The organism is Klebsiella sp. 141161 (genome assembly GCF_050600815.1).
Classification (GTDB): domain Bacteria; phylum Pseudomonadota; class Gammaproteobacteria; order Enterobacterales; family Enterobacteriaceae; genus Klebsiella; species Klebsiella aerogenes.
This window is the reverse complement of record NZ_JAQIRN010000005.1, coordinates 255,108-267,052: the sequence shown is the minus strand read 5'-3', so window position 1 is coordinate 267,052 and position 11,945 is coordinate 255,108. Positions and strand designations below refer to the sequence as shown.

The following is an 11,945-nucleotide window of genomic DNA, read 5'->3' as shown; positions in this document are numbered from 1 at the left end:
CTTAGGCTTGTTTCAGTTGTTGATGATGACGACGCTCGCCAAGCATGACGATAATGAGCAGCAGAACCGCCAGTACGCTACCGCCAATCATCACCATGAAGCCGCCATCCCAGCCGAAGAAATCGACGGTATAGCCAACAATGGCGCTCGCGGCTACGGAACCGCCGAGATAACCGAACAGACCGGTGAAGCCCGCAGCGGTGCCGGCAGCTTTTTTCGGCGCCAGTTCCAGCGCATGCAGACCGATCAGCATTACCGGGCCGTAAATCAGGAAGCCAATGACGATCATACAGGCCATATCGACGCCCGGATTACCCGGAGGGTTCAGCCAGTAAACGACGGTGGCAATCGTCACCAGGGTCATAAAGAACACGCCGGTTGCGCCGCGGTTGCCTTTAAATACTTTGTCCGACATCCAGCCGCACAACAGGGTGCCCGGAATGCCCGCGTACTCATACAGGAAGTAGGCCCAGGAGGATTTATCCAGCGCGAAGTGTTTGACCTCTTTCAGGTAGGTCGGCGACCAGTCCAGAATGCCGTAGCGCAGCAGATAAACGAAGACGTTAGCGATCGCGATGTACCACAGCAGTTTGTTCGGCAGAATGTACTGCATAAAGATCTGCTTCGCCGTCAGCTCTTCTTCGTGCTTTTCGCTATAGTCATCCGGATAGTCGTTTTTATACTCTTCGATCGGCGGCAGACCGCAGGACTGCGGGGTATCGCGCATCATCGCAAAAGCAAAAATGGCCAGCAGAATCGCGCCGAAAGCCGGCATATATAGCGCCGCGTGCCAGTCGTTAAACCACGCCATCCCCAGCAGGAACAGCAGCGGCGGAATACCGCCGCCGACGTTATGCGCGCAGTTCCACACTGAGACAATCCCGCCGCGCTCTTTCTGCGACCACCAGTGCACCATGGTACGACCACACGGCGGCCAGCCCATCCCCTGGAACCATCCGCAAAGGAACAGCAATACGAACATGATCATGATGCTGGAAGTCGCCCACGGCACGAAGCCCATCACCAGCATCACCAGCGCCGCCAGAATTAACCCTGCAGGAAGGAAAATGCGCGGATTCGAGCGGTCGGAGACCGATCCCATGATGAATTTCGAAAATCCGTAGGCGATGGAGATACCGGAAAGCGCGAAGCCGAGGTCGCCACGAGAGAACCCCTGCTCAATCAGATAAGGCATCGCCAGCGCAAAGTTCTTACGAACCAGATAGTAAGCGGCATAACCGAAGAAGATGCCAATAAAGATCTGCCAACGTAATCGACGATATAAAGGGTCGATTTCCGCCGCCGGCAAACGCGCTTTATGCGCTGCGGGTTTAAAAATACTTAACATATCAGCCTCCGTGGCCATTGCTGTTTCACTGACATCGACGCAAAAAATCTAATTTATTCACGCACTTCTAATTAGGTCGCGATGGTAGGCAAAGCGTAGAACTAATACTGTGAAATATCGCACATTTTGTTACAGATATATGACAAAATTTTCCAATGTGAGCACAAAATCACAGCAAACGCTCGAATTGCGCGCAAATATGCTCGAAATCAAACATTCCACACTATTGGTATGGCTAAATGGTGTAAAACGAAAGTAGAGGACCGGAAGATGGCCGAGACGCAAGAATTTGATGCGCTGATTATTGGCGGCGGCGCCACCGGCGCGGGAATCGCCCGCGACTGCGCCCTGCGCGGGTTACGTGTGGCGTTGATTGAGCGGCACGATATCGCCACCGGCGCCACCGGCCGCAACCATGGTCTGTTGCACAGCGGCGCGCGCTATGCCGTTACCGATAGCGAATCCGCACGCGAATGTATCAGCGAGAATCGCATTTTACGTCGCATCGCCCGCCACTGCATTGAACCCACCAACGGGCTGTTTATCACCCTGCCTGAAGATGACATGGCCTGGCAGCAAACCTTCATCAACGCTTGTCAGCAGGCCGGTATCGATGCTAAACCGCTTACCCCCGCTGAAGCATTACGTCTGGAGCCTGCGGTGAACCCTACGTTGCTTGGCGCCGTACAGGTACCGGATGGCACCGTCGATCCGTTCCGCCTGACGGCAGCCAATATGCTCGACGCCCGCGAACACGGTGCGCAGATCCTTACCGGCTGCGAGGTCACCGGCCTGCTGCGTCAGGGCGATCGTGTGTACGGAGTACAGATCTACGATCATCAACGCTGCGAAGCGCGTAGCATTCGCGCACAGGTGGTGGTCAACGCCGCCGGGATTTGGGGCCAACGCATCGCGGAATACGCCGATCTGCGCATCTCCATGTTCCCGGCAAAAGGCTCGCTGCTGATCCTCGACCATCGTATTAATAATCAGGTGATTAACCGCTGCCGCAAGCCGGCGGATGCCGATATTCTGGTGCCCGGCGATACCATCTCGCTGATTGGCACCACCTCGACGCATATTCCTTATGACGAAATTGACGATAACCGGGTGACGACGGAAGAGGTCGATACGCTGCTGCGCGAAGGGGAAAAACTGGCGCCGATCATGGGGCGCACCCGGGTGCTACGCGCTTACTCCGGCGTCCGTCCGCTGGTCGCCAGCGATGACGACCCCAGTGGGCGCAGCGTCAGCCGCGGTATTGTGCTGCTCGACCACGCCGCGCGCGACGGTATGGAAGGCTTTATCACCATCACCGGCGGTAAGTTGATGACCTACCGTCTGATGGCGGAATGGGCCAGCGACGCCGTCTGCCGCAAACTCGGCAATACTGAGCCGTGCCGCACCGCGGAGCGTCCGCTGCCGGGCTCGCAGGAAGCCACAGAAACCACGCTGAAAAAGATTATCTCGCTACCGACGCCGCTGCGCGGGTCGGCGGTCTATCGCCACGGCGACCGCACCCCGGCATGGCTCGGCGACAGCCGCCAGCACCGCAGCCTGGTCTGTGAATGTGAAGCGGTCACCGCCGGGGAAGTGCAGTACGCGGTAGAGAATCTGGCGGTGAAGAATCTGCTCGACCTGCGCCGTCGTACCCGAGTCGGTATGGGCACCTGCCAGGGGGAACTGTGCGCCTGCCGCGCCGCCGGGCTGCTACAGCGCTTCAACGTCGCCACACCGGCGCAGTCGTTAACTCAGCTGTCGGAATTTCTCAATGAACGCTGGAAAGGCGTTCAGCCCATCGCCTGGGGTGACGCGCTGCGCGAAAGTGAATTTACCCGCTGGGTCTACCTCGGCTTATGCGGACTGCAAAAGGAACATCAGGATGAAATTTGATTGCGCCATCGTCGGCGGCGGGCTGGCCGGGCTACTGTGCGGACTGGCGCTGAATCAGTACGGCCTACGCTGCGTGATAATCAGCCGCGGGCAAAGCGCGCTGCACTTTTCCTCTGCTTCATTAGACCTGCTCTCGGCGCTGCCGAACGGCGATACCGTCACTGATATCGCACAAGGTCTTCAGCAACTGGCCGTTCAGCTTCCTGAACACCCCTACTCCCGTCTCGGTGCCGACGCGGTGTTCGAATACGCCAGGCAGGCCGAAGCGCTGCTGGCCGCCTGCGGCGCGAACATGCAAGGCGAAGCGCGCCGACCGCATCTGCGGGTGACGCCGCTGGGAACGTTGCGCCCGGCGTGGCTGTCGCCCGAAGAGGTTCCGCTGGCGCCCATCGCGCAGCAGCGCGTATGCATGGTGGGGATTAGCGGTTTTGCCGATTTTCAACCGCACCTGGCCGCCGCCGCCCTCGGACAGAGCGGAGTGGACGCCTCCGCCGCGGAGATTGATTTACCGCTGCTTGATGTGCTGCGCGATAACCCTACGGAGTTCCGTGCCGCCAACATCGCCCGCGTGCTTGATGATGAAAACCTGTGGCCTGCCCTGCAGTCCGCGCTGCTGCCGCTAGCGCAAGAGTACGAACTGCTGATAATGCCCGCCTGTTTTGGGCTCGCGGATAATCGCCTCTGGCATTGGCTACAGGAACATCTGCCCTGCCCGCTGCGCCTGCTGCCGACGCTGCCGCCTTCGGTGCCGGGGATGCGCCTGCATAGCCAGCTTCAGCGTCAGTTCATCCGCACCGGTGGTACCTGGCTTGCCGGTGACGAAGTGGTGAAAATCAGCCATCAGCAGGGCGCCGTCGAGGCCGTATGGACGCGAAATCACGGCGATATCGCGCTGCGCCCGCGCTTTACCGTGCTGGCGAGCGGTAGCTTTTTCAGTAACGGTCTCGTCGCCACCCGTGATAGCGTGCGCGAACCGATCCTCGGCCTCGATCTGCAGCAAACGCTGGCGCGCGATAGCTGGTATCAGCGTGATTTCTTCGCGTCACAACCGTGGCAACGCTTTGGTTTGAAGACGGACCCCATGCTACGCCCACACCTGCTCGGCCAGCCGCTGAGTAATCTTTTCGCTATCGGCTCGCTGCTCGGCGGTTTCGATGCCATTCAACTCGGCTGCGGCGGCGGCGTTTGCGCCGTCACCGCGCTGCATGCCGCCAGACAGATCCACACCCTTGCAGGAGGCCGGTCATGAACGATACCCGCTTTGAAAGCTGCATAAAATGCACGGTCTGTACCACCGCCTGCCCGGTGAGCCGGGTGAATCCGCACTATCCCGGCCCGAAACAGGCGGGGCCGGACGGCGAACGTCTGCGTCTGAAAGATGGCGCGCTGTACGACGATGCGCTGAAATATTGTATTAATTGCAAACGCTGCGAGGTGGCCTGTCCGTCTGATGTGAAAATCGGCGATATCATTCAACGCGCGCGTGCGCAGTACAGCCAACAAAAACCGACCCTGCGCGATACCATCCTCAGCCATACCGATCTGATGGGCACCCTTTCCACGCCTTTCGCGCCGCTGGTCAACGCCACTACGGGGTTAAAACCGGTGCGCCGCCTGCTCGACGCGGCGCTGAAAATCGACCATCGCCGCACGCTGCCGAAATATGGCTTCGGCACCTTCCGCCGCGCTTATCGCCAGCTCGCCGCCAAACAGGCGCAGTACAGCGAGCAGGTGGCTTTCTTCCATGGCTGCTACGTCAACTATAACCACCCGCAATTGGGTAAGGATCTGATTCGCGTCGTCAACGCGCTGGGTACCGGCGTGCAGCTCTTATCGAAAGAAAAATGCTGCGGCGTCCCGCTTATCGCCAACGGCTTTTTTGACAAAGCACGCAAGCAAGCGCACAGCAACGTCGCCGCCATGCGCGAAAACGCGTTGCCGATCATCGCCACCTCTTCAACCTGTACTTTTACCCTGCGCGATGAATATCCCCATCTCCTGGATATCGATAACAGCGATCTGCGGGATCGGGTGGAGTTAGCGACCCGCTGGATTTGGAAACAGCTCGATGCCGGCAAAACCCTTCCATTGCGCCCGCTGCCGCTGAAGGTGGTCTATCACACCCCATGTCATATGGAAAAAATGGGCTGGTCGCTATACACCCTTGAGCTTTTGCGCCAAATCCCGGGCCTACAGCTGGAAGTACTGGATTCGCAGTGCTGCGGTATCGCCGGCACCTTCGGCTTTAAGTCGGAAAACTATTCGTCGGCGCAGGCGATTGGCGCGCCATTATTTCGCCAGATTGAGGAGAGCGGCGCGGACTTAGTGATTACCGATTGCGAAACCTGCAAATGGCAGATAGAGATGTCCACCAGCAAGCGCTGCGAACATCCCATTACTCTGCTGGCGCAGGCGCTGGGGGCGCCTGCCTGAATCAGTCGATAAACAGCGTCTCGACGACGTTAATCCAGCCATGCTCGCCGCTGACCGGCTTACCGTTGAGCCAGCGGCGCAGCATATTCAGCGCCATCATGGCGCAGACTTCTTGTCGCACCGCCAGCCCATGACGATTCACGCTGAACTTAACCCGCAGCGCGTGCGTACCTTCCGGCGTCGCCAGCACAAAGTTCAGGTAATCGGCCTCCTGACCGCTGACCGACAACGCCAGTCCGGCAAAATGGTTTACGCGCCGCTCGGCGGCCCAGCGCGCCGATTGCGCTAACGTCTCCTCCTGCGCCGGCACCACTTCGCTGGCGAGAAGCGGCGCGTTCGCCCGCCTCAGCTGCAGCGCCAGCAGACCGCTGGTGAACTGTTCGCTCAAGGTCAGGCTAAGCTGACGCTCCTGCAGGCAGCGCGCGATCTGCGCCGATAACCCTTCCGTGCCCTCGAAGATAAGGCTCTCTCCGGCTACCTTACGCACTTCTGGCCACAGCGCCAGCATGGCATCGCGCTGCTCGGCAGGACCGGTTAGTTTTAGCTCGATAATCGGCATTGACGAGCGATAGCCCATCACCACACCAGGGGGGAGCTGCAGGTGATTGAGGCTTTGCGCCAACTCGCTTTCCGAACGTCCGAAGGTGGTTAAACGCAGACAGACAGGCGGAGACGGAAGCGTGAAGCGCGCACGTAAGCGCGGTACGATCTCCTGCTCGACCATAACTTTGAATTCAGACGGTACGCCGGGGGTGAAAAACATCAGGCAGCGGTTGAGCTGTACGGCAAACCCGCAGGCGGTGCCCACCGGATTATTGATCATTTCGGCGCTGGCGGGGATTTCCGCCTGCTTGCGATTGCTTTCCGCCATTGGCCGACCGCGTTCGGCAAAGAATCGCGTCATTGTCTCAAGCCATTCAGCGTTGAGGACCAACCCTTCACCTTTCGCCGTCGCCGCCGCCAGCGCGCTAAGATCGTCGCTGGTCGGCCCCAGGCCGCCATTCACGATCAGCACATCCGCCTGTTCGCTGCGTTCGCGCAGAATAGCCACCAGCGCGTCGAGGTCATCGCCGACGGTATTGCGGCGCGTTAACGGTAAACCCTGATTAAAAAAGTAATCCGCCAGCCAGGCGGCATTGGTATCGACAATCTGCCCATGCAGCACTTCATCGCCGGTGGACAGCATTTCCACTTGTAGCATTATGAACTCCAGCCTGATAAGTCGAATTACTATAGCGCAAAGGCGCGGGCTGGCGACGAAGAAATTTGGCGCGGCGGATGGCCGCGCCGGAGGATTAGAAGCTGGCGCTGGCGCCGATGTACGGACCGTCGGCGATGGTGTTATCACGGTTGCCGTCTTTGCCCGCCAGGTTCAGGTAGCGATAGCCTGCCTGGATGCTAATCGGACGCATGATGGTCCAGCTGGCGCCGACGTTCGCTTCTTCATAGCTCTCGATGCCGCTGGAGAGGGAATCAGGCGAGTAGTAATAGTCGCCGTACAGACGGAAGCTATCGCCAATTTTCCACTGCAGGCCGCCGCCGACCGCGGCCGCGTAACCTTCATCGCCCTGCTTCGGATTGGTGTAGATGCCTTTGCCCCCCACGGTCGCCAGGAATGGTCCCAGCGGAATATTCAGACCCAGACCTAAACCCGCGGCGTCGCCGTCGTTATCGCTATGCAACCAGTTGCCGGAAATAGCCAGGCCGGTGGATTCGGTTCCGAAGCCAACGCCGAGGTTGGTATAGTGTTCGCCGGCTTCGCCGGTAACGCTAATAGCATGGGCCGCCGAGGAAACCATCATTACCCCGGCCAGGGCCATAAAAATGCTCTTTTTCATTATTTACTCTATCCAGAAAAGAAGAATCAAAGAAGTCCCGAAAAAACCAGAAAATTCTACTGCGCACCCGTCAGGAATCAATGACCTGGCGAAATGATTTTTCACAAGAGTGTAACCAGTTGCGTCTTTTTACATCAATACTGACGCCCAGTTGCGAAAGAATGCAAATTCTGCCGAATTTAAATTCATCAGAATTATATTGAATTGAGTTATATTGATTAAATAAATCTATATTAACCTGCGCGATCGCCATCACGCAGGCCGTTTGAAGGAAGCAGAGAAATTAATGGGCGAGCAGAGCCAGACGCTCCGGCGCAAGCCCCGTCAGCTTCGCCACCAGCGCCAGATCAAGCCCGTTTTCCAGCATCGCTTGGGCAATACGTTGCGCAGCCAATTGTTCTCCCTGTTCAAGACCTTGTTGCAGGCCCTGCTCAAGGCCTTGCTGATGGCCTTGCTGATGGCCGCGTTGTTCCAGAAACTGGGCAATGTTCATTAGCGTCTCCTTATGCGGCCGTCTGGGGACATTTTGCGCAAGATTACGTAAAAAGGCGACCGGATCGGCGGCATTTCCTGCCTGCAATAAATAGTGAAGCAGCGTCCTGAGCTGTCTGCGGCTAGTGTATCCCAGCGCCAACAGGCTGGCTAGTTGCTCCTGCAGTTCCATCATATCGCGTTGCCGGATATGCTTTTGCAGCAACTCAAGCATTTCGCTTAACTTAGCACTCTGTAGAGCCAGCGCCGTATTTCCCTTGCGGTTTGCCGAGGCGCCCGCAAACTGTTTCCTCTATACCCGGCCCGACTCACTGCAAAGGAGAAAAATCATGCGTCAAAGGACGATTGTTTGCCCGCTAATCCAAAATGATGGCCATTACCTGTTGTGCAAGATGGCTGCCGACCGCGGGGTTTTTCCCGGACAGTGGGCGCTGTCAGGCGGCGGCGTGGAGCCGGGGGAAACTATTGAAGAGGCGCTGCGACGTGAAGTCCGCGAGGAGCTTGGCGAAAAACTGCAGTTGACCCGTATCACGCCATGGAGCTTCCGCGATGATACCCGTGTGAAAACCTATGCCGATGGTCGCCAGGAAGAGATCTACATGATCTATTTGATTTTCGATTGCATAAGCGCCAACCGTGACGTGACGATCAACGAGGAATTCGACGATTACGCGTGGGTGAAGGGCGAAGATCTGCAACACTACGATCTTAATGCCGCGACTCGCCTCACCCTCAGCCGGAAAGGACTACTTTAAGCTACGGTCAGCAGACGCAGCGTCACCTTTAGTCCTCCCAGGCTTTCGCTACGCGACAGCTGAGGCCGGCTACGATGTAGACGCGCGATATCGTTTACCAGCGCCAGGCCCAGCCCGGCTCCGGGTAGGCCGCCGCCATTCTCCAGCCGTCGAAACGGCGTCAGCGCCTGATTAATCAGGTTTTCCTCGATGCCCGGGCCGCTATCCTCCACGCTCAGCGTGACGGCTTCGCCATCGCGATGCAGGCTCAGCGTCACCGTTCCGCATGCCGGGGTGTAGCGAATCGCATTATCGAGCAGGTTGGCGCACAGTTCGCCCAACAAAACGCCATCACCCAAAACGTACACCGGCGACTGTTCGCCCTCATAGCCCAGATCGATGTTTTTACTGCGTGCCTGAGCAATACGCGAAAAACAGCTATGGTGCACGACCTCCTGCAGATCGACCGCGGCAAACGCCTGCTCGCCCTGCTCCCGACGTTTCACCGTCGCCAGTTGCAACAAACGTTCGGTGAGTAAAATCGTATCATCCAGCGTCGCGCGCATGGCTTGCAAACTCTCGCGCCACAGACGCGGATCGTCGCTGGCCAGCGCCACCGAGGCCTGGGTTTTCAGGACCGCCAGCGGCGTTTTCAACTGATGTGAAGCGTCGGCGCTAAAGCGTTCTTGCCGGGAGATCATCACCCGCAGGCGGTCGATATAGCGGTTAAAAGCCACGATCAGCAGCCGAGTTTCCGACCACGGCAGCAATTCCGGTAGCGGCGTCAGCAGGCCGGGTTCGCGGCGCACCATCAGCGCCGAGAGCTGACGCATTGGCCGCAGAACGCGGCGCAGTAGCCACCCCGCCAGTACCAACGTCAATAGCACTAATAAGCCCTGTGACACCCAGGATGAGAACAGCAGTTGTCCGGCCAGCCAGCGCCGCGACTGCAGCGTTTCGGCAATATAAATCTCCGCCATTCCGACGATACCGCCTTCGTTGACCGGCTGCAGCAGGCGCGCCACGCGGATTGCCTGACCGCGGTATTCGGTATGATAAAACCATGCCAGCGCCGGATAGAGTTGAGTTCGTGAAGTGGCCGGCGGCATCGCTGGCAGATCGTCAAAGCCGGAAATCACTTTCCCCTGCGGGTCGACCACCTTGTAATACAGCCGGTCGTTCATGTTGAGTTCAAAGCTGTCCAGCACCACCCAGGGCACATTGACCTCCAGATGGCCGCCGCGCACTACCAGCCGCTCGGCCACGGTGCGCGCCGAGGAGAGCAGCGTACGATCGTAGGCCTGCGTCGCCGCCTGCAGCGCGCTCACGTAGCTATTGAATGCCGATAGCCCCCACAACAGCGCCAGCGGCAGGCCAAGAAACAGCAGCAGTTGGGCATACAGCGATTGCGGTTTACCCCAGCTCATGCGGCTCACGCTCCAGCAGATAACCCAGCCCACGTAGCGTAGTAATACGCACGTTGCTTTGCTGGAGCTTCTTGCGCAGGCGGTGAATATAAAGTTCGATGCTTTCCGGACTGACGTCGTCGCTGAGGCTAAACACCTGTTCAAATAGCTGCTGGCGGGAAACCGGACGGGTACGGCGAAACATCAGCACTTTCAACAGCGCCAGCTCGCGCGGCGTCAGGGACAACATCTCACCACGCAGCAGAAAATAGCCTTCATCGCGATATTCCAGATCCCCAAGCTGCTGTACCTCATGCACCTGCCCTTCGCTGCGTCGCAGCAACGCCCGCAGACGGGCGTCGAGCTCCTCCAGCTCAAAAGGTTTAGGCAGGTAATCATCGGCACCGACGTTCAGCCCTTTCACCCGGTCCGCTACCGCGCTGCGCGCGGTCAACAGCAGCACCGGCAGCGTTTGCCCGCGCTTACGCAACCGCTGTACCACCTCGAGGCCATCCAGGCCCGGCATACCGATATCCAGCACCGCCAGCGCATATTTTTCGCTTTGCAGCAGGTGATCCGCCGCCCGGCCATCAAAAACGCAATCCACGGCAAAACCGCCCTGCACCAGAGCCTTTTCCAACCAGTGAGCCAGCTCACGATTATCCTCGGCTAATAAGAGACGCATATCACATCCTGTAAGGTTGCTGCCCCATTGAAAGGGAAATGAAAGATAACTGTTTTAACAATCACGCAACCGAATCGCCACATGTCGGTTCACATAATCAGAAAAACATTCCCTGTCCCTACTGAGGAAGCCTATGAAAACGCCATTTTTCCGCCATCTTAGCGCCATCGCGCTGTGCCTCTGTACAACCACCGCTTTCGCGGCGCAAGCCCCGTCCCGCACCGAATGTATCGCGCCCGCCAAACCTGGCGGCGGCTTTGACCTTACCTGTAAGCTGATTCAGGTAAGCATGATGGAAACCGGCGCGATCGAGAAACCGATGCGCGTTACCTATATGCCCGGCGGCGTCGGCGCGGTGGCCTACAACGCCATCGTCGCCCAGCGTCCGGCGGAAGCCGGAACCGTGGTTGCCTTTTCCGGCGGCTCGCTGCTGAATTTGTCGCAGGGGAAATTCGGTCGCTACGGCGTTGATGACGTGCGATGGCTGGCGAGCGTCGGTACCGACTACGGCATGATTGCCGTGCGCGCCGATTCGCCATGGAAAGACCTGAAGTCATTCATGACCGCGATGGAGAAAAATCCCGCCACTATCGTCATTGGCGCCGGGGCCTCCATCGGCAGCCAGGACTGGATGAAAGCGGCGCTGCTGGCGCAAAAAGCCAACGTTGATCCGCACAAGATGCGCTATGTCGCCTTTGAGGGCGGCGGCGAGCCGGTAACCGCGCTGCTCGGCAACCATGTGCAGGCGGTCTCCGGCGATCTGAGTGAAATGGTGCCGTACCTGCAGGGAAATAAGATCCGCGTCCTGGCGGTCTTCTCCAACGAACGTCTGCCGGGCGCGCTGGCCGATGTCCCTACCGCTAAAGAGCAGGGCTATGACCTGGTGTGGCCGATTATTCGCGGCTTCTTTATGGGCCCGAAGGTAAGCGATGCCGACTATCAGTGGTGGGTTGATGAATTCACTAAACTGCAGCAAACCGATGAGTTCAAAAAGCAACGTGAACTGCGCGGCCTGTTTGAATTCAACATGAACGGTAAGGAGCTCGATACCTATGTAAAACAGCAGGTCAGCGATTATCGCGAACAGGCGAAAGCCTTTGGTCTGGCTAAATAATC

10 protein-coding genes and 1 pseudogene are annotated in these 11,945 nt (G+C 58.3%); 5 read left to right on the top strand and 6 right to left on the bottom strand.

What is annotated here, in order from left to right:
- Position 1: 1 nt before the first annotated feature.
- Positions 2-1,348, bottom strand: coding sequence for a glycerol-3-phosphate transporter (gene glpT / locus PGR79_RS15420; protein ID WP_047066187.1), 1,347 nt, complete (start codon positions 1,346-1,348; stop codon positions 2-4).
- Positions 1,349-1,618: 270 nt separating this feature from the next.
- Here glpT and glpA point away from each other — a divergent pair, with 270 nt between their 5' ends.
- Genes glpA through glpC form a run of 3 tightly spaced genes read left to right on the top strand, consistent with a single transcriptional unit; the run spans position 1,619 to position 5,674 of the window.
- A complete protein-coding gene (gene glpA, locus PGR79_RS15415) occupies positions 1,619-3,241 on the top strand; it encodes an anaerobic glycerol-3-phosphate dehydrogenase subunit A (RefSeq protein WP_430921975.1) in 1,623 nt (540 codons plus the stop codon).
- The gene (gene glpB / locus PGR79_RS15410; protein ID WP_430921973.1) at positions 3,231-4,490 is read left to right on the top strand and encodes a glycerol-3-phosphate dehydrogenase subunit GlpB; all 1,260 of its coding nucleotides are present in this window, start codon (positions 3,231-3,233) and stop codon (positions 4,488-4,490) included. Before glpA ends, glpB begins: the two co-directional genes overlap by 11 nt.
- Complete coding sequence (glpC, locus tag PGR79_RS15405) at positions 4,487-5,674, top strand: anaerobic glycerol-3-phosphate dehydrogenase subunit GlpC (RefSeq protein ID WP_430921971.1); 1,188 nt, start codon at positions 4,487-4,489, stop codon at positions 5,672-5,674. The genes glpB and glpC overlap by 4 nt, the downstream gene beginning before the upstream one ends.
- A 1-nt stretch (position 5,675) precedes the next feature.
- Here the strand turns inward: glpC and PGR79_RS15400 are convergent, their stop codons facing one another.
- The 3 genes and pseudogenes from PGR79_RS15400 to PGR79_RS15390 all read right to left on the bottom strand — a co-directional run.
- Entirely contained in the window at positions 5,676-6,875 is a 1,200-nt protein-coding gene (locus PGR79_RS15400; protein WP_113374333.1) for a nicotinamide mononucleotide deamidase-related protein YfaY, read from the bottom strand.
- A gap of 94 nt (positions 6,876-6,969) precedes the next feature.
- Complete coding sequence (locus PGR79_RS15395; protein ID WP_113374332.1) at positions 6,970-7,512, bottom strand: YfaZ family outer membrane protein; 543 nt, start codon at positions 7,510-7,512, stop codon at positions 6,970-6,972.
- 283 nt (positions 7,513-7,795) lie between these two features.
- Positions 7,796-8,218 (bottom strand): annotated as a pseudogene (locus PGR79_RS15390) (ISNCY family transposase); the annotation flags it as partial.
- Between the two features lie 115 nt (positions 8,219-8,333).
- Between PGR79_RS15390 and nudI the strand changes: the two are divergent.
- A complete protein-coding gene (nudI, locus tag PGR79_RS15385) occupies positions 8,334-8,759 on the top strand; it encodes a nucleoside triphosphatase NudI (RefSeq protein WP_113374331.1) in 426 nt (141 codons plus the stop codon).
- Here nudI and PGR79_RS15380 read toward each other — a convergent pair.
- Both PGR79_RS15380 and tctD read right to left on the bottom strand, forming a co-directional pair.
- Complete coding sequence (locus PGR79_RS15380) at positions 8,756-10,165, bottom strand: sensor histidine kinase (protein WP_430921968.1); 1,410 nt, start codon at positions 10,163-10,165, stop codon at positions 8,756-8,758. The two genes, nudI and PGR79_RS15380, sit on opposite strands and share 4 nt — an antisense overlap.
- The gene (tctD, locus tag PGR79_RS15375; RefSeq protein WP_087860117.1) at positions 10,152-10,829 is read right to left on the bottom strand and encodes a transcriptional regulator TctD; all 678 of its coding nucleotides are present in this window, start codon (positions 10,827-10,829) and stop codon (positions 10,152-10,154) included. Before tctD ends, PGR79_RS15380 begins: the two co-directional genes overlap by 14 nt.
- A 133-nt stretch (positions 10,830-10,962) precedes the next feature.
- On the opposite strand from tctD, the gene PGR79_RS15370 reads away from it, so the two are divergent.
- Positions 10,963-11,943, top strand: coding sequence for a Bug family tripartite tricarboxylate transporter substrate binding protein (locus PGR79_RS15370; protein WP_087860116.1), 981 nt, complete (start codon positions 10,963-10,965; stop codon positions 11,941-11,943).
- Positions 11,944-11,945: the final 2 nt, after the last annotated feature.

Excerpts from the sequence above, each read along its gene's own strand:
- glpT (WP_047066187.1), bottom strand. The coding sequence starts at position 1,348 with ATGTTAAGTATTTTTAAACCCGCAGCGCATAAAGCGCGTTTGCCGGCG.
- glpA (WP_430921975.1), top strand. The coding sequence starts at position 1,619 with ATGGCCGAGACGCAAGAATTTGATGCGCTGATTATTGGCGGCGGCGCC.
- glpB (WP_430921973.1), top strand. The coding sequence starts at position 3,231 with ATGAAATTTGATTGCGCCATCGTCGGCGGCGGGCTGGCCGGGCTACTG.
- glpC (WP_430921971.1), top strand. The coding sequence starts at position 4,487 with ATGAACGATACCCGCTTTGAAAGCTGCATAAAATGCACGGTCTGTACC.
- PGR79_RS15400 (WP_113374333.1), bottom strand. The coding sequence starts at position 6,875 with ATGCTACAAGTGGAAATGCTGTCCACCGGCGATGAAGTGCTGCATGGG.
- PGR79_RS15395 (WP_113374332.1), bottom strand. The coding sequence starts at position 7,512 with ATGAAAAAGAGCATTTTTATGGCCCTGGCCGGGGTAATGATGGTTTCC.
- nudI (WP_113374331.1), top strand. The coding sequence starts at position 8,334 with ATGCGTCAAAGGACGATTGTTTGCCCGCTAATCCAAAATGATGGCCAT.
- PGR79_RS15380 (WP_430921968.1), bottom strand. The coding sequence starts at position 10,165 with ATGAGCTGGGGTAAACCGCAATCGCTGTATGCCCAACTGCTGCTGTTT.
- tctD (WP_087860117.1), bottom strand. The coding sequence starts at position 10,829 with ATGCGTCTCTTATTAGCCGAGGATAATCGTGAGCTGGCTCACTGGTTG.
- PGR79_RS15370 (WP_087860116.1), top strand. The coding sequence starts at position 10,963 with ATGAAAACGCCATTTTTCCGCCATCTTAGCGCCATCGCGCTGTGCCTC.